The organism is Streptomyces sp. NRRL S-337 (assembly GCF_000720175.1).
In the GTDB taxonomy this organism is placed as follows: Bacteria; Actinomycetota; Actinomycetes; order Streptomycetales; family Streptomycetaceae; genus Streptomyces; species Streptomyces siderophoricus.
In genome coordinates this window covers 32,552-50,273 of record NZ_JOIX01000012.1, presented here as the reverse complement: position 1 = coordinate 50,273, position 17,722 = coordinate 32,552, and the positions used below count along the sequence as shown (strand labels likewise).

The following is a 17,722-nucleotide window of genomic DNA, read 5'->3' as shown; positions in this document are numbered from 1 at the left end:
TTTGACAAGGACGATGAGGTGCCTTCGGCTTGAAATCTTGCAGACCGTATGCCGTCAATACCGGCTTGACCGGTAGGACAGCAAAACCGACCGATGGTTCCACATATGGATCGGGCCCGGCAGGCGCCGGGCCCGTCCAATTCTTCTCACTTAGTGGTCGTAGCTCATGGGGCACCTCCTTCTTTGCCGATCGGGGGGTTGCTCACGGGCGCCGTGCATCTCCTGGAGCTCGCGGGGATCTCCGGGAGGCGACAACTCGCATGCCGTCACCAGCTGCACATCCCGCGCCCGTGAAGTTTGGGTGGCCTGTCGGCTATTGACGGAACGTGACGGGCAGGACGTCCAGGCTGCGCACCGTCGCCGTCCGCCGCCGTACAGGTGCGCCGGCCAGCCTGAGCGGCGCGGGCGCGTTCAGCAGTCCGATCACCAGTTGCTTCACCGCAAGCTGGCCGAACATCGTGCCGAGGCAGGCGTGCGGGCCCCAGCCGAATCCCAGGTGCTGGTTGGGAGAGCGGTCCAGCACGAGTTCATCCGCCCGCGGAAACTGCTCCGGGTCCCGGTTGGCGGCTGCCATGAGCGTGAGCACCGTCTGCCCCGGTTCGATCACCGTGTCGCGGATCGTGGTGCGCCTGGTCGCCACCCGGCTCGTGCCCTGGGCGGGGCCGTCGAAGCGAATCAGCTCGTCCACGCCGGTGTCCAGCAGGCTTTCGTTGCGCAGCTGCTCCAGCGCCTCGGGGTGCTGCAGGAGCGTGAGCGCCACATTGCCGGCGGTCGCATACACGGTTCCGAAGCTCGCGTTGAACGTCACGCTGGTTGTGTTGCGGATGTAATGCTCGGGGACCTTCGCCTTGGCTGCGTTCTCCCTGACGTCGTGCAGTGTGCCCGGACGGTCGTTGGTCTCGAACCAGGAGTCGACCAGAGCGTTGAAGTCCTTGCGGGCCTGGTCCCCGGCCTCGACCGTACTGGGCAGCAGGCCGGAGTCCATCCGGCGGGCGAGCGCGTCCGAGATCTGCACGTACGGTCCCAGTTCGGGCTCGTCGACACCGAGGAGTTCGGCCGTGATGGTCAGCGAGACCGGGGCGGCGACCTCGGTCATCCAGTTGAACTCCGCGCGGTCCGACAGGCGTTGGAAGATGTCCGCGATCTGGCGCTGCGAACGCCGCCCGATGCCGTCGAAGTCCTGTGCCCGCAAGGAGTTGATGAACAGGCCGCGCAGCGAGGTCTGGGCCGGCGGATCCAGGGACTGGATGCTCTGGCGGAACTCCGGAACGTCCTCCCCCACGCGGCGCCGGTCACGGGCGAACAGGCGGTAGTCCCGCAGCACTTCACGGCAGTCGCGGTAGCGGGTCAGCACCCACGACTCCATCTGTTCGTGCCAGAAGACGGGGGTGGTCTCCCGAAGGTGGGCGTAGAGAGCGTAGGGGGACGTCAGCGTGTCGGGGTCGAGAGGGTCGTAGCGAACCTTATGGGTCGTAGGGACGTGCAGAGGGGAATTCATGACTCCACCGCCTCGAAAGGGGCACTCTCATGGATCTTTTCCACGGCGGCCACCACCTCGTCGATGTACTCCTGGCACTCAAGTGGCGACATGCCTTTCACTGCCGCGCAGCCAACACCCGTGGTCGAGGCGTCCGCCATATCGCGCATGGGGCTCCCCTTCTCCAGGCGCATGATGACACTGTCCACACCCGGCAACTTCATTATTTCTTCGGGGCCAACCGTATTCAGTTTGCCTGGCGCGGTAGGAAGTATGGTCCAGCCGTGTGTGTATTCGGTCTCTTCGCGCCACCGCGGTATCGGGTCCCCGGTGATGACACGTGCACTGGCCTCATAGATATCCATTCCTATGACGCGTTCGGTCATCACGCCGACGATCCCACCACCCGGGCGACAGGCGAGTTCGCTGGCCACGAACTGCCCGGGCTCACCGAATGCTTCGAGGTGAAAGACGGCGGTCGTCAGTCCCAACGCGTGCACGGCCCCTAATGTCAGGTCGGCCGCTGCCTCGTATATCTCGCGATTGAGGGCGGGTGTCAGAGCGATCGAGCGAATGGGCTTGCCGTATTTCGTGCACAGCAGAGGCTCACTGTACCTGGAGACCATGAACGCGGAAAGCTCTCCGCCCTCGATAACCCCGTCGAAATGCCACTCGCGGCCCTCGACGAACTGCTCGACCATGGCCCGGCCGCCGTCGATGGAGCCGGCGGCCGCCACGAACTCGTCGACGTCCCGCACCACCTTCACCGACTTGCTCGCCCCTTCGGCAAGCGGCTTCACCACGAGCGGGAACTGCAATCCGGTCTGCGTGAGGCAGATTTCCGCTTCTGCTGCGGAGGCGAGACCGTTGCAGAGCACGTGCCAAGCGGCCGTCGGGACTCCCGCGTCATTCCACCTCTTCTTCTGTACTCCCTTGTCACGGCACGCGAGTGCCTGGGCGGGGGTGAGGGACCGGGCGCCGATCAGCTGGCCCAGGACCGCTGTGGCAACGACCGCCCACTCCGTTGTGGTGACCACCGCGCCGACCGGATCCATCGGTTCGAGGTGGTGAAGAGCCGACCACAGCGACTCCACCTTGCGATAGGAGTCCACCGCGCACATGCGCTCCACCCGGTCCGCCAGACCGACCGCCCTGTCGCGGTGCCCCGGCTCGTACAGCAGGGTTATCTCGTGCCCGTCGGCACGCAGCCCGCGGACGATCTCTGCCCGCGGTCCCACGAGTACGACATGCATAGATCTCCTCCGATGTGCATGTGCTGGGCTCAGTGCCGACCGACGACGGGAATCTCCACGGCGAAGAGCAACTGATTGCGTAGTCGAATCCATTGGCGCTCTTCGCTCGAATACATTTCTTCACGATACCAAGCGGTGACCTTCAAGACGCTGCCTTTTGGTTTTCGGTACCTGGGGAGGTCGCCCCAGTAATAGAGATGTCCCCCCGGTGCCTTGAGCCAGCGCAGGAACCTGGGCAACGGACTTTTAGGTCTACCGGAGTTAACGGCGGTCATCAAGTCCCGCAGGTATGTCACGTGCCGAGCTGCCCGCTCCTCATTCCATTGCGTCGAGCCGTACATGCTCTTGGTCCGCTCAATGTCTTCACCGCCCGGTCGGGCCTGAATGAGGCGGTCACGTATCGCTACGTCCTCGACGCCACCGAGCGGAAAGGTGACGAGTGGCTCCGGCACCAAGGCGTTTCCGGCGGCCCGCGCGTACTCGCGGTCGTGCGGGCTCATGAAGTCGTTGTACAGCCCGTAGACCTCACCGTCGCTGGTTTCGACCGTCCACAGGACTTTCGCAGCCAGTGGTGTGTCCCACCATCCCAGAATATTGGGGCGCCAGGCCCATCCTGCCAGCACCAGGGCCATGAGAGCCACACTGAAAGCCCATGGCCATACCCCGAAATGGATCGGATCGCCGGTGTGGGAAACGGAACAGGCCGCGGCTATCAGCACCACTCCGATCACGATGTTCTCCCAGAACAACAGACCCGACGTCAACGCGACCACACAGTTGAACGTGAGGGCGCCGGCAACGGCGAAGACGAAGAACTTCAGGTTCACGAACGCCAGCAGCCCAGCGAGCTCGACCAGCATGGTTCCGGAGTTCAGCAGCACGGTGACGCGACGCAGAACGCCGATGAGGCGTGCGACTCTGCATGCCGGAACGAAGCGCGCCCACCCCCAGGAGTACGCACTGGCCACCAAAAGATCGGTCCGGTTCTCCAGCATCCAGGACCAGGGGAAGCGTCCCAGTTTCGCTTTGCTCCAGGCGGCCGTGACGTAGTGGCTGAGGTACACGCTGCCCAGGAGCACCGCCAGCGTCGTATTCGACGTCGCAGGAGGTGTGGCGCCGAGCCAGGGCATCACTCCGGCGGCGAGCGAGTAGCAGAAGGTGGCCTTCACCATCCGGAGGCAGACGTTCGAGTGGTGCGTCCACCCACCCAGTCGCCCACACACCAGCACCACGGCGAGGACGGCCAGGCTCGGCCAGTGCAGCGCCGCCACGCCGGCGAAGAGCACCGCCAGCCTGTCCGCACGTTGCCAACCGAGGGTCCGGGCCGCGTCGTAGTCCAGGGTGAGGTACTTCCACAGGACGAGGGCCAATGCGACGGCCGGCACCAGCGCCAGGTCGCCGGTCGGCTCGGAACCAACAACGGAGCCGATCACGCTGAGAAGAGCGACCACGGCGCCCGCCTGGAGCGATTCCGCAGCCCGTGGTGGTGCCTCCGGATACGCACCGTTGAGAGCTACCGCGGGATAGCGTCCAGCGCCCAGCCGCACGGCACACCAGCCGATCAGCGGGGAGACGAGCCAGCGGTACAGGGTCAGGGTCAGGGCGAGTTCAACCGCGGTCCGCTCCGGGTCAGACAGCGGCATCGCGATCCATACGTCCGGGTCGGCCGGCGTCGTCGTCCGGTCGTCTCACATGAGGCATGGCGCCTCGCCTTCCTGGTAGGTGGTACGTGCGTGTGCGGATCGCTCCGGCTCCCACAGGTTTCAGCTGCGGACCGCCTGGTCCACGGGCAGGTCCATATCGGCGAACTCTCCGGCTTGCCGTCGGCTGTCCCTGCGATCCATCCAGGCGAGCAGGGGTGCCGTCATCGTCGTGGTGACCAGCGCAACGATGACCAGCACGGTGAACAGGGCGGGCGAGACAATGCCCGCCTGCAACCCGACGTTCAGGGCGATGAGTTGCATGAGTCCGCGCGCGTTGATCAACACTCCGATCCGTACGGCGATCGGCTGTTTCTCACCCATCAGCCGTGCCGTGCCCCAGCACGCCCCCCACTTGCCGACCACCGACGCCACCACGCACACCAAGGTGAAGGCGGCCAGTCGCCAGTCGGCGAGCAGCGCGAAACGGGTGTTCAGCCCGGAGTAAACGAAGAACAGCGGCAGGAAGACGATGCGTCCGAGCGGCATGATCTTCGCGAGCACCGTGTCGGCTGCCTCATTCCGCGGATAGACCATCCCGAGGCAGAAGGCACCGAACACCGCGTAGATTCCGATGCGGTCGGTGAACCACGCCGCGGCGAACAACGCCATCCCCGTGATCAGCACCCGCTGGTCCTCGTCGACCCTTGGGGTGGCGAGCGCCCTTGCCAACAAGCGCCGCCCGACCAGCCACAGCAGCAGGGCGAACAGCACACCGCCGACGACCGCAAGGGTCACAGGAGTGGCCGAACCAGCATTCATGCCCACGACGATCGCCAGGAGGATCCATGCGAGAACGTCGTCCAGGGCCCCACAAGCGAGCGCAAGTGACCCGAACCTTGTGCCGGCCAGCCTGCGTTCGGTGATGATCCTGGCCATCATGGGGAAGGCGGTGATCGCCAGGGCGACGCCGATGAACGCGGTCGAAACCCACGGGGAGACCCCCGGCTTGAGGATGCCGGCCCAGCTGTTGCCCAGCAGGCTCACACCCACTCCGAGGCCGAGGGGCACCAGGTTCCCGGCCAGCGAGATCGCGCCGACCGCTTTGGTCGATCCGCGCACATTGCGCAGGCTGAACTCGTGCCCCGCGCCGAACATGTAGATCACGAGGCCGATCTGGCCGCCGACGTAGAGCAACGGTCTGATGGCGTCGGGAAACAGTGCGCCCTGCAGCCCCGGCCAGAGCAGCCCCAGCAGCGAGGGCCCGAGCAGCACACCGGCGATCATCTCTCCGACGACCGGTGGCTGGCCGATCTTCACCGCCGCCCAGCAGACGAGTCGGCAGGCCGCCAAGATCACCACTACGGCCAGGAAGAACGCCGGTCCGGCTTCGGACGCACTCATGACCTACCTCCCTCCGTGTCGGTGGTCGCGGGCGTCGTCAGGCAGACCCTCATCGCGTGGCATGCTCGGCCACCGAGCTCTTCAGGAAGTCTTCGAGCGGGACGACATGGGCGTCGGGACGGCGCCAGTCGTTTTCGAGATCGCTCGCAAGGTGGCAGGTGGCGACGAGGTCGCCCGCGCGGTAATGGCGGATCACCGGGTGGAAGTCCGCCCCCTCGCTCGCGTGGAGGATGGTGCCGTCGAACGGCACCTTGTTCTCCGGCGTCGGGCCGTACTCCAGGGTCACCGCGAAAACGTCATCCGTGTCGGCGAATCCCCGGGCGCCCAGTTGGCGGACGGGTACCTCCTCGTAGTAGCGGGCCGGGCCCGAGGCCGGAACGGCCAAGACGTCGGCGAGGATTCCGAACTGCTGCCACAGACCGGAGGATCGGTTGATCCTGTCGAGAATCGCAGCGGCCAGGTCTTCCGTGCGCGGCACGACTTCTTGATGGGGCCACGGCACGCCGTGATGACGCTCCTGGAGGGTCCGGTGCAAGGCCCGTACGCCGTACCGGAATCCGTGGATGAAACCATTGGTGGAATTGCGGTAGTCGAGCTGCTGCGTCAGCGTTCCGGCGAAATACAGTCCTTCCACGTTGGCTGATTCATAGGCTCCGGTCAGTTCCGGGAAGCGGTCATTGATCGCGAGAGCCGGGCGGCAGCTCTCGTCGAAGGGCCCTGCGTCGAAGCGGAATCCGGTGCAGGCGATCACGCGGTCGTACGCGATGGGGCGAACACCGCGGGTGAACCGGAAGTCCACTTCGTAGCCCGCCGCCGTCTTTGCGATCCGTTCGATTCCTACGTTGAGCACCGCGTTCTGGGCCTTGAGCAGGTAGGTGTCCAGGAAGTTGTTGTTGACCGCACGGAGGTGCCCGACGAAATGGCTGTGCCAGGCCAGCCTGAGGGGATTCGGTCCCGCGACGTGGATGACCGCCGCGGACGCGATCAGGTTGTCGGCCGTCTCCAGAGCCGCATTTCCCTTGCCGATGATCAGGACACGCTGGTCGGTGAAGTCGTCGGGATCGACCGACACCGTCGCGTACTGGTCGGCGAGTTCGATCCCGGGAATGTCGGGCAACTTCGGAAGGCTCACGCCGGTCGCCACGATCACCCGTTGCGCCAAGTAGGTATCACCGTGGTCGTCGGTGACGGAGAACCCGTCCTGGTCGCGGGAGACGCGCGTGACCCGGCGGCCGGACTTCAGCCGAAGTCGGAGCTTGGTCGCGAAGTCGGACAGGTAGCGCACGAAGTCGTCCGCCTGCGGGAAGTAGCTCTCGCTGTATCGCGTGAACAGCAAATCGGGGTCATCGCTGAGCAAGGAGTTCCAGTCCACCCGGAGGTTGAGCTCCGGGTCGGAACTTCCGGTGTACCGCTTGTTGTTGGAGATCATCTGTCGATGCCGGGGGTACCTGCTGAAGAACCCGCCGGGTGCCGACCCCTCATCGAGGACCACGTACTCCTGTCCGCCACGCTGCAGGTGATGAGCCATCTGGAGCCCGGCGGGGCCGGCCCCTATAACCAGGTATTCGGTCGTGAGATGTCCCATGATCTCTTCTCCGAACTATCGAGGCATTCACCGGGGAATGCAGTAGTGGACAGCTTCGTGCTCTTCTTGTCCGCGTTGACGGGTCAGTGGTGCCGCACGCGAATCAGATAACTTTGCGCATCGGGCCGAAATTCACGACGCAGCGGATCGTGCAGTATTCGGTACAGGAGTCCGAACGGTGTCAGCACGAGGAAGTAGAAAAGGAACAGGACGCCTCTGCGCATATGCGTACCCCCAGGCCTCAGTAATGTTCACTGCCGTCAGTCGAGAGGAATTTCGGTACGCCAGTCGCCGTTCTCGTGCCAGGCCGGCTGTTCCTCCTTGCGCAGGAGGAACCCACCGATCGCGAGCATGTCGATGTCGGTGCGCATGAAGCATGTGACGGCGTCGGCCGGCGTGTTCACGATCGGTTCGCCCCGGACGTTGAAGGACGTGTTGACCAGCACTGGGCATCCGGTCCGTTCTTTGAAAGCGGACAGCAGGCGGTGGTAGGTGGGGTTGTCCTCCTCGGCCACCGTCTGGACTCGCGCCGACATGTCGACGTGCGTGACGGCCGGAAGGACCGACCGCGGGACGCGGAGCAGGTCGAGACCGGTGGCGTGCGCGGCCGACGGACTGCTGTCCACCCGCTTGCTGTGCTCGATGTCCGCCACCAACAGCATGTAGGGACTGTCCTGTGTGAGCCGGAAGTAGTCTCGGGCGTCCGACGCCAGAACCGAGGGAGCGAACGGACGGAACGACTCACGAAACTTGATCTTGAGGTTCATCGTGGTCTGCATGTCCGGGTCCCGCGGATCGCCCAGGATCGACCGGTTGCCCAGGGCCCGCGGACCGAACTCCATGCGCCCCTGGAACCACCCGACGACCCTTCCGCCTTCGAGCGCGGTGACGACTTCCCGGACCAGTGCGTCAGGCTCCGGCCGGGAGTACCGAAGCTCCTTCGCGTCGAGGTGGCCGCGGATCTCCTCGTCGTCGTATTCGGGCCCGAGCAGGGCACCCGCCATCCCGTCGCGTCCCGTACCGAGGTGCGCCCGGGAAGCGCCGCGTTCCATCGCGGCCGACAGCGCTGCGCCGAGCGCACCTCCCGCGTCGCCCGCAGCCGGCTGCACCCAGATCTCGTCGAACACCTTCTGCTCAGCGAGCTTCCCGTTGGCGACGCAGTTCAGGGCGACGCCACCCGCAAGGCACAACCGTCGCTCACCGGTCAGCCTGCGCACCGTGCGAGCCAGCCGGCCGACGACCTCTTCCGTGACCTGCTGGATCGAAGCCGCGAGGTCGAACTCCCGCTCCGTGAGCGGCCCTTCGGGGCTACGCCGGGGGCCGCGAAAGAGCTCCTCGAAACGGCGGCCGGTCATCACCTGGCCGTGCAGGTACGCGAAGTACCGCATGTTCAGCCGGAAGGATCCGTCCGGCTTGATATCGATGAGTTCCTTCCGGATCACGTCGGCGAAGCGCGGCTTGCCGTACGGCGCCAGCCCCATCAGCTTGTACTCGCCCGAGTCCACCTTGAACCCACAGAAATAGGTGAAGGCGGAGTACAGCAGACCCAGCGAGTGCGGGAAGCGTATCTCGGCGAGCTGTCGTAGTTGGCGGTCCCTCCCGTGCCACAGCGTCGTGGTCGCCCACTCCCCTACGCCGTCGACACACAGGACCGCAGCGGACTCGTAGGGACTGGGGAAGAACGCCGACGCGGCATGCGACTCGTGATGCCGGTGGCAGGAGAGGGCGGGAACCGGGCCGAGGCCGAGCCCGGCAAGCTCTTGCCGCACCGTGTCATCCGCCCGCCGTTTCCAGGAGAGCCAGGCCGGCAGCGCCTCTGAGAAGGCAGCGAAGCCATACGGAACGGCCGTGGCGAACGTCGCCAGAACCCTGCGGAACTTCAGCCGCGGGTCCTCGTAATAGGCGACCGTCGACACATCGTCGAGCTTCGCCCCGCTCTCCTGGAGGCAGTACTTCACGGCCTGAGCAGGAAACGACGGGTCGTGCCGACGCCGGCTGAATCGCTCCTCCTGAGCGGCCGCGATGACTTTCCCGTCCTCGACCAGAGCCGCTGCACTGTCGTGGTAGTAGGAGGAAATACCGAGTACCAAGTGGGGCATCTGACCGATTCCTTTACATGCGGCGAGATGATGACCGAGGCACTTCAGTACAGCGGATACATCGTGGCGTCGCCGCCGTCCTTCTTCTTCTTGCGCATCGACAACCTCTTCAGAAGGCCGCCGAGGATCGGAATCTTATGGAGGACCTTTGACATGACCAGCCTTCCCATGCGTTTGCCGAGGAGCCCGCTCCGGTGGTCGAGTCACCAAGCTGGGAATATACGAGTGGTGCGGTCATATATCGCACGACGCGTATCTCGAAGGCATCAGAACCAGATCAACAGGATCTGTGATGCCTGATCATTTGCTGCACATGGACGCTACTCAGAGCGGTTTTAGCTCGTCAAGCATCGTCCGGTCGAAGGCATTTGTCGGTCGCATGACGATGCCACGTGTCAGGGAATTCGCTCGCCCCGCAGCGATGCGTCATGTCCTGGAGGCGACCGGTTGCCGGCATGCAGCTGCCGCCGTTCTCCCGGCCGCCTTCAAGGATTCATACCGCGCGATGGACCATCGCAGAGCCTTGTTGCTCGGCTCTGTCGGCGAAGTGAAGCCATGCCTTGGCGCACTCCCTCGCCAAGTCGGCAACTGAATCGGCCTGGTGCGGCGGCACATTGGCGATCAAGCGGTCCCACTCTCGTTCACGGACGAAGTGGAGCTCAAGCAGCCTGAGCAGGAACCGGCCCGTCTCGGTCAACCGGAAGGAGGGGTCTTGGCGCAGGGTCTGATACCTCGCCAGGTAGTCGCCGACGGTGACGCCACGCTGGCGGGCGGGATGCGAGGGTGACACGGGTCGGCGGGGAAGCACGGCCGAACTACTGTCGACCGCCCCGCAATCATCAGCAGCGACCGTCGTGCTGGTCCTGCGCTTCCGCTCCGGCAGCCGCCTGACCCGGCCATCGCGACCGACCCTGGCCATGGTCTGAGGAATTTCCTCACTTGACCGCGCTCGCACCGCACCCACCGTCTTGGGCGACAGGCCGACGACGGCGGCAATCCTGCGGTCCGACCACTCCGCGTGGGTCCGCACGACCCGTGCGGCCGCGGCCGTGCGCTCAGCGAGAGTCAGCGGCAGACCGTGCGCGACGTTCGCCTGAACCGCCGCCACGAACGCCTCGTCCTCATCGCCGTCGAAGAACCGGACGTCGATCTGCTGGCGCCCCAGGAATTCGATCGCCATGAGCCGGTGGAGTCCATCGATCACCCGCATGGTGCCGCGATGCACCAGAATCGGCGGGAGACTGTCCACGGATTCGGCCAACGCCCTGGCATGGTCGGCGTTTATCCCGCCCTGCCTCAGTGTGTTGCCGATATTTAAGGAGCTCACCGGCACGGACTGCACAGTCTCCTGTACGTCGTCCCGTGCCGATGAAGCTGAATCCCTGTCGCATGCGTCGTGATTCCAGCGGTCCAAGAGTCCCCCTTCATCAACGATCCGTGCCGGCCGCTCACGCTCCGTGCTGCCGGACGGAGCACATCGGATGCTTCCTGACCTGCAAAGCCGTGCGTGTCAGGTCCCACTGGCAAGCACGGTCATGTTTCGAAACTAACCAATCACCCGACGACCGCGAGTCATTCGCCGACCATCAGTTGATCTACGACAAGTAAAGAACCGACCTTCGCGTAGGTAATTGCACACTCTCACGTGACCGGTCGACGACACGTGAGGCGGAAGGTTTGCTGGCTATATCGGACGCATGGGTCGAATGCAGGTGATGGGATATGGGGTTACCAGCTCGGTGATCACGATGCAGGTGGGGACGACAATCGGGTTCGGCAAAACCCACGAGAGCAGCCGTCGGGATTCCTCCACGTGCCGATCCCGCCTTGGCCGCGGTCGCGGCCGGCACGCGAGGGGACAACCGGGTACGAGCCCCTGCAACATACGGGCCGTCCAGCACCCCGGCCACCGCCGTGGCACGGCATTTCGCGACGGTCGATATTCGCCGTCACTGGTTCGGTGCGCGACCCCGTACGGCGGGTTCCGCCGAACATCTGCATGCGGGCGCCGTCTGCTCGCGGCGATGGCTCCCGCTCCTCCTTCCGCAGGCCCGCCGCGGACCACCTGCATGCGGGCCGTCAAACCACTGTCATGGCGCCCCGACAGCACCGCAGTTGCCCGAAGAGCAGCGGGTGACTCAGGATCAAGCTCACGGCGCCGGCGTACGACCCGAGCACGAGGCCGGCCCATCGGGCGACTTCGATGGAGAGTGCCTTGGAACTGGACAATCTCGATCACGCACTTCTTCGGGCCCTGCAGTTGGACGCCCGCCGCACCAACCGGGACCTCGCCGCGGCCGTCGGGGTGGCCCCCTCGACATCCCTTCAACGGCTCCGAGCTCTGCGACGCAGAGGCGTGATCCGCAGATTCACCGCCGAGCTCGATCTGACCGCGCTGGGCAGGCCCGTCCAGGCACTCGTGGCGGTCCACGTGTACCCGCCCTCCCGCGCCGTCCTTCAACCCTTCCGGGACTGGGTGCACACCGTCCCCGAAGTCATGGGGATCTTCATCACCACCGGCAGCGACGACTTCCTGCTCCATGTGGCGGTGGCGAACACCGACGAGCTCTACTCGTTCGTCGCTGACCGTCTGACCCGGCACAAAGAGGTGATGGAGGTGCGGACCCACATCATTTACGAGCACCTCACCAGGAGAGCCATCGACGCCTCACCGCCGGTCTCCCCTCCCCGTAACAGCGGACCGGCGTAAGGCACGGAATACCCGCCACGCACCCGTACCTACACCGGTACCTACACGCTCCGGTCAGCGCCGGAGGCGCTTGACGGAAAGCCCGAGCCACTGTTCCATTGAGATCGTTTCCCGCTGAGATCTCCATAGGGGAAACCTCGGTCTTCGCCTGAACGGTGGCCTTGAAAGGGTTCTGGCACGTTCTGGCGCTGCGTCGCACTCTCCCCCACTCCTCCCCCTCACCCCTCACCCCTCTTTCCCCGGCATCTCCTCTGCCCTTTCGTGCCCCTAAGGGGCCCATGTGTGGGCAACAGGTGCAGAAAAGAAGGCGACACATGACACAGCAGTCCGTCGATTTCGCCCTTGATTCCGCGGAAATCGAGAAGTTCCACCGCGACGGGTACATCGGTCCGTTCGACCTCTACGACGAGGGCGAGATGGAGCAGAACCTGCAGCGGCTCAGGCCCAAGCTCATCAACACCAAGACCTCCATCTACAGCCAGAAGCAGGCCGTCTCGGGCAGCACCAACCTGGCCAACTACGACCGGCACCTGGACGTCGACTTCCTCGCGGAGCACATCACCAGGCCGGAGATCGTCGACCGGGTGGCGAGCCTGCTCGGCCCGGACGTACTCTGCTGGCGCACCGAGTTCTTCCCCAAGTACCCGGGGGACGAAGGGACGGACTGGCACCAGGCGGACAACTTCTCGAACGTGGCCGGCTCCAAGCATCCACAGATCGTGTGGCCGGAGGATTCAGAATTCGGCGGCACCATCACGGTGTGGACTGCCTTCACCGAGGCCAGTGTCGATACCGGATGCCTGCAATTCGTTCCCGGGTCACACAAGACGATGCACTACGACGAGTCCAAGGTCATGACATACGACCCGGATTCCATCAACAAGGTCGAGAAGGACGGGATCAGGCGGGGCTTCTTCGGATACGACTACCGGCAGCTGCAGAAGGACCCGAATTGGTCCCCTGACGAATCCAAGGCCGTTTCCCAAGTCATGCGGCAAGGGCAGTTCATCATCTTCTGGTCGACGCTGATGCACGCCTCCCACCCGCACAGCGGTCTGACCGACCGCATGCGCCTTGGTTTTGCGTCCCGCTACCTGCCCACGCAGGTGCAGGTGTATCCGCATTCCGATGCGCTGCAGGAGTTCGGCGGCGCGGCCAGCCTCGACAAGTACGGCGCGGTCATGGTGTCCGGCAAGGACAGGTACCGGCACAACACGTTCGTGGACCACACGGTCAACGGCTACCGCTTCCCGGTCCGTTAGGAGGAGTGCCCATGTCTGAGATCGCGAACGACCAGCGGGTGGAGACCTGGCTGATCGGTGTGTGCCAGGAACTCGGGCTGAAGGTGACCACGGCCGAGGACGACTTCTTCGCAGCCGGAGGCACTTCGCTGAGCGCGGTGAAGCTGATCGACCGGGCCGAGGAGGTCTTCGGAGAAGACGCGTTGCCACCCGATGACCTGTTTGCCGAGAGCAGCATCCGCGCCGTCGCCTCGGTCATCCAGCGCAACCAGTCTCGGCCGGCGCCACTCACCGGCTCGTAGGTCCGCTGTGCAGTCTGACCACGATCGCTGGATCCTGACGTGCAAGCAGGCGTCCCGCTCCCCGAGCATCACCTTGATCTGCTTCCCGTACGCGGGCGGCAGCCCGGAGGTGTTCCGGAGTTGGGCAGAGGGATTGCGCGACAGCGTCGAGGTGATCACCGTGAGACTTCCCGGGCGGGGGCCCCGTATCAAGGAAGCGGTCTACGAAAGTTGGGGCCCCCTGCTCACGGACCTCTCCGCAGTGTTCTCTCCCTACCTTGAGCGGCCTCATGCCCTCTACGGTCACAGCTTCGGCGCACGTTTGGCGTACGAAGTTGCCCATCACGCCGGGGCCGAGCACCCCGGCCGGACACGACGCCTCTTCGTCTCCGGATGCCGCAGTCCAGATGCTCCGCAGGCTCGTCCCTATATGCATGATCTGCCGGACGACGCCTTCCGCGACGTTTTGCTGCACATGGGGGGCACCCCTCCTGAGCTTCTCGGCGACGACAGGCTCATGCGGCTGCTCCTGCCCGCAATACGGAGCGAGATCCGGCTCGCCGAGCTGTGGGGCGACCGGCACGGCACCGGGGTGGACGTACCCATCACGGCGGTGTACGGACGTACGGACCCGATCGACAACGAGCCGAGCATGGCCGGCTGGCGAGGCTTCAGCCGCCGCGGCTTCGAGCTGATCGAAGTTGCCGGTGGGCATTTCTTCCCTCTCACGCATCATCCGCAGCTGCTCGACACCCTCAACTCACGACTGGGAGCGTCTGGTGGACCAGCTGAGCTGTGGTGAGAAGGCGCTCTCACTTCACCGCAAGATCAATCGAACGACCGAGCCGTATCCGAGCGACAGGAGTCTCAAAGACCTCTTCGAACACTGCGCCGCACGCCACGCCGACGCCGTAGCCATCATTCACCGCGACCGGCAGGTCACCTACCGGTCGCTGAACCGGCTCGCCAACGCGATGGCTGCACGGTTGCTCGCGGAGGGTGCCCGCCCCCGAGACACCATCGGCGTGTGCATCGGTCGCTCGCCGGAGTTGATCGCCGCACTCCTGGCAGTGCTGAAGTGCGGGGCCGCCTATCTCCCCGTAGACGCCTCCTGGCCCGACGAACGACTGAGCGCAGTCCTCCGTCACTCCGGATGCCGACTGCTCATCACTGACCAGGCCGGGCTGCTCGCACGCCGCTTCCCGGACCAGCAGGTCGTTCCGACGGACATCGGGGAGACAAGGTCCACCGGCACCCACGGCAACCCCCCTACGCGCCCGGGCCCGGACGACCTCGCCTACATCAACTTCACATCGGGTTCGACCGGTCGCCCCAAGGGCGTGCCGATCCGCCACCGCAGTGTCGCCCGCCTGGTCTTCGGCGCCCGCTACGCCCGGCTGGACGAGCACAGCGTGGTGCTGCACGCGGCTCCGGTCTCCTTCGACGCAGCGACCTTCGAGATCTGGGGACCGCTGCTGCACGGAGGTACCTGTGTGCTCTACCCGTCGCCCTTCGTGCGTCTTTCCGAGCTGCGGAGGGTCCTGGCCGAGCACAGGGTCACGACGGTCTTCCTGACCACGGCGTTGTTCAACACCGTGGTCGATGAGGCCCCGGACACGCTGTCCCCTGTCCGGACCATCCTCACCGGCGGGGAAGCGCACTCCGTCACGCATATCGCCAAGGCACTAAAGCACTACGGAACCGACCGGCTCGTCAGCGTCTACGGCCCTACGGAGTGCACCACCTTCGCCACCTTCTACCCGGTGCGTGAGCTGCCCCCGGCCGGTTCGGCACTGCCCATCGGACTGCCCATTCAGAACACCCGCTTGTACGTGGTCGACAACGGGCGGCTGTGCGCGCCCGGTGAGGTCGGCGAAGTGTGGCTGGCCGGTCCCGGCCTCTCCCCCGGATATCTCGGCCAACCCGAATCGGTGCGGGACCGGTTCCTCGTATGCGACATCGACGGCACTCGCGAGCGTCTCTACCGTACGGGCGACCGGGGTCATCTGCTGGAAGACGGCAATGTGGTCTTCCAAGGACGGCTCGACCACCAGGTGAAGGTCAACGGCTTCCGCATCGAGCTCGGCGAGATCTCCCACCACCTCGACCAGGATCCGACCGTCAAGCAGAGTTATGTGACGGTGGCGGAGACCGTGGCCGGCGGGAAGATCCTGGTGGCATTCGTCGTGCCGGCAACGACACATTGCACGCCTTCCGCGGTCCGTGAAACGCTCATCTCACGGCTGCCCGAGTACATGGTTCCTTCCGCCGTGCACGTGTGCAGGTCGCTGCCTCTCACGGAAACCGGCAAGGTCGATCGCGCCGCCCTTTTGACCCTTCATCACCCTTCCGGAGCGTCATCGCCATGAGTCTCAGCAAGCGAGCCCGTCAGTACCAGGAGTGGCTCCACCAGCACGGCCTCGACCTGACCGTCGTCGAACTCCCGGAGTCGACGCACACGGCCGACGACGCGGCCCGGGCGCTGCGGTGCGAGAAGGCCCAGATCGTCAAGTCGCTGGTGTTCCACGCCGTGGCCACGGAGGAGCCGGTACTCGTCCTGGCCAGCGGTCCCAACCGGGTCAATGAGAAGGCCGTGGCCGCGGCGCTGGGAAGCGACATCACCAAAGCCGACGCCGACTTCGTCAAGACCAAAACCGGTTACACCATCGGCGGGGTGCCGCCGCTCGGGCACAAGGAGGAACTCGCACTCTTCGTGGACGAAGACCTCCTGCAATTCGGGGAAACGTGGGCGGCGGCGGGCACACCGCGTGCCGTCTTCAAGATCCCGATGAAGATCACCGACATCCTGCCGCCGCATACCGTGATCTCGGTCAAGTGAAGACCGACCGGACCGAACCCGGCCCCGACGCCTATCTCTCCGCTGACCACGCCGGATTCCGCAAACACGTCCGGGACCTACTGCATGGCGTGGTGTCCCCGCACGCCGATGAGTGGGAGAGCGCTCACCGCATTGCGCGGGACGGCTGGCTGGCACTGGGCGAGTCGGGCCTGCTGTCGCTGGAACACGACGGCGCCGACTTCCTGCGCAGCGCCATATTCCTGGAGGAACTCGGGAGGCTCGGTTACGGCGGCATACGCGCCTCCGTCGCAGTCCACGCCTATATGGCGGTGTCCTACCTGCACTTGTTCGGCACCCAAGAACAGCAGGAAAGGTACCTGCCTGCCGCACGCCAAGGACAACTGATCGCAGCCCTCGCCCTCACCGAGGACACTGCGGGTTCCGACCTACGCCGACTGAGCACCCGTGCGACCCCCGTGGACGGCGGCGGCTACCGCCTCACCGGCGAAAAGCTGTACGTCGCCAACGGCTCCCAGGCCGACTTCCTCATCACGCTGGCCACGACCCGCGAAACGCAGGACAACGGGGGGTTGGCAGGAGCGAGCCTGCTGGCGGTCGACGTGAACGCTTCCGGTGTCAGCAGCACACCAGAGCCGATGCTCGGGTGGCACAGCGCAGACATCTGCCGGGTGCGCTTCACGGATGTCGCCGTGCCCGCCGATCGGCTCGTGGGCCGACGCGACAAGGCACTGCTGCACCTCGTCCGCGCTCTCGACTTCGAACGGCTGGTGGCCGGGCTGCTCGCCGTCGGTGGAGTCCGCCACTGCCTCGGCCTGCTCAAGGACTTCGTACGCGAACACCAGGTCAAGGGCGCGCCGCTTGGCACACATCAGGCCGTGCGCCACCGGATCGCGGACCTGGAAAGCTCCTACGACCTGGTCCGCCACTACGGCTACCGAGCCGCCTGGCTGCACTCCCAAGGAAGGCTCGACACTCATACCGCTTCCGTCCTCAAACTCCAGGCAACCGAACTGGCCGTGACAGCCGCTCAGACGTGTCTGCAGTTCCACGGCGCACGAGGGTACGCAGCCGACGCGGCAGCGGCCCGGCTGTACCGTGACGCCATGGCCGGCCCCATCGCCGCGGGAGCGAGCGAACTGCTACGCGACCTGGTGTACGAGACGGCGTGAGACCTTCCCGGTAGCACCGGGCGGTGTGGTTGCGGTTGGCGA

General features: G+C 65.3%; 14 protein-coding genes. 7 read left to right on the top strand and 7 right to left on the bottom strand.

The window, feature by feature from the left end; all coding sequences use genetic code 11:
• Positions 1–313: 313 nt before the first annotated feature.
• From IG62_RS0111515 to IG62_RS0111480, 7 genes are all read right to left on the bottom strand, one after another.
• Positions 314–1,498 carry a cytochrome P450 gene (locus tag IG62_RS0111515; protein WP_030800649.1) on the bottom strand — a complete coding sequence of 395 codons (1,185 nt, stop codon included), beginning with the start codon at positions 1,496–1,498 and terminating at the stop codon, positions 314–316.
• Entirely contained in the window at positions 1,495–2,730 is a 1,236-nt protein-coding gene (locus IG62_RS0111510) for an ATP-grasp domain-containing protein (RefSeq protein ID WP_030800647.1), read from the bottom strand. Before IG62_RS0111510 ends, IG62_RS0111515 begins: the two co-directional genes overlap by 4 nt.
• 29 nt (positions 2,731–2,759) lie before the next feature.
• Positions 2,760–4,373 carry a hypothetical protein gene (locus IG62_RS0111505; protein ID WP_051797926.1) on the bottom strand — a complete coding sequence of 538 codons (1,614 nt, stop codon included), beginning with the start codon at positions 4,371–4,373 and terminating at the stop codon, positions 2,760–2,762.
• A gap of 120 nt (positions 4,374–4,493) precedes the next feature.
• Positions 4,494–5,774 (bottom strand): cation:proton antiporter, encoded by a 1,281-nt coding sequence (locus IG62_RS0111500; protein ID WP_030800642.1) that lies wholly within the window; start codon positions 5,772–5,774, stop codon positions 4,494–4,496.
• A gap of 49 nt (positions 5,775–5,823) precedes the next feature.
• Positions 5,824–7,359 carry an NAD(P)-binding domain-containing protein gene (locus IG62_RS0111495; RefSeq protein ID WP_030800640.1) on the bottom strand — a complete coding sequence of 512 codons (1,536 nt, stop codon included), beginning with the start codon at positions 7,357–7,359 and terminating at the stop codon, positions 5,824–5,826.
• A gap of 260 nt (positions 7,360–7,619) precedes the next feature.
• On the bottom strand, positions 7,620–9,458 hold the full coding sequence (locus tag IG62_RS0111490) for a carbamoyltransferase (RefSeq protein ID WP_030800638.1): 1,839 nt from the start codon (positions 9,456–9,458) through the stop codon (positions 7,620–7,622).
• A 493-nt stretch (positions 9,459–9,951) separates the two neighbouring features.
• Entirely contained in the window at positions 9,952–10,791 is an 840-nt protein-coding gene (locus tag IG62_RS0111480) for a ParB/RepB/Spo0J family partition protein (protein ID WP_037838178.1), read from the bottom strand.
• Between the two features lie 882 nt (positions 10,792–11,673).
• Here IG62_RS0111480 and IG62_RS0111475 point away from each other — a divergent pair.
• The 7 genes from IG62_RS0111475 (at position 11,674) to IG62_RS0111445 (ending at position 17,680) form a co-directional block, all read left to right on the top strand.
• Positions 11,674–12,168 (top strand): Lrp/AsnC family transcriptional regulator, encoded by a 495-nt coding sequence (locus tag IG62_RS0111475; RefSeq protein ID WP_199812453.1) that lies wholly within the window; start codon positions 11,674–11,676, stop codon positions 12,166–12,168.
• A gap of 314 nt (positions 12,169–12,482) precedes the next feature.
• Entirely contained in the window at positions 12,483–13,430 is a 948-nt protein-coding gene (locus IG62_RS0111470) for a chlorinating enzyme (protein WP_030800631.1), read from the top strand.
• Between the two features lie 11 nt (positions 13,431–13,441).
• Positions 13,442–13,711, top strand: a complete 270-nt coding sequence (locus tag IG62_RS0111465) for a phosphopantetheine-binding protein (RefSeq protein ID WP_030800629.1) — start codon at positions 13,442–13,444, stop codon at positions 13,709–13,711.
• 7 nt (positions 13,712–13,718) lie between these two features.
• Complete coding sequence (locus IG62_RS0111460; RefSeq protein WP_030800627.1) at positions 13,719–14,492, top strand: thioesterase II family protein; 774 nt, start codon at positions 13,719–13,721, stop codon at positions 14,490–14,492.
• A complete protein-coding gene (locus tag IG62_RS0111455) occupies positions 14,470–16,059 on the top strand; it encodes an amino acid adenylation domain-containing protein (RefSeq protein WP_030800623.1) in 1,590 nt (529 codons plus the stop codon). Before IG62_RS0111460 ends, IG62_RS0111455 begins: the two co-directional genes overlap by 23 nt.
• Entirely contained in the window at positions 16,056–16,529 is a 474-nt protein-coding gene (locus IG62_RS0111450) for a YbaK/EbsC family protein (protein WP_030800621.1), read from the top strand. Before IG62_RS0111455 ends, IG62_RS0111450 begins: the two co-directional genes overlap by 4 nt.
• Positions 16,526–17,680, top strand: coding sequence for an acyl-CoA dehydrogenase family protein (locus tag IG62_RS0111445; RefSeq protein WP_051797922.1), 1,155 nt, complete (start codon positions 16,526–16,528; stop codon positions 17,678–17,680). The genes IG62_RS0111450 and IG62_RS0111445 overlap by 4 nt, the downstream gene beginning before the upstream one ends.
• Positions 17,681–17,722: the final 42 nt, after the last annotated feature.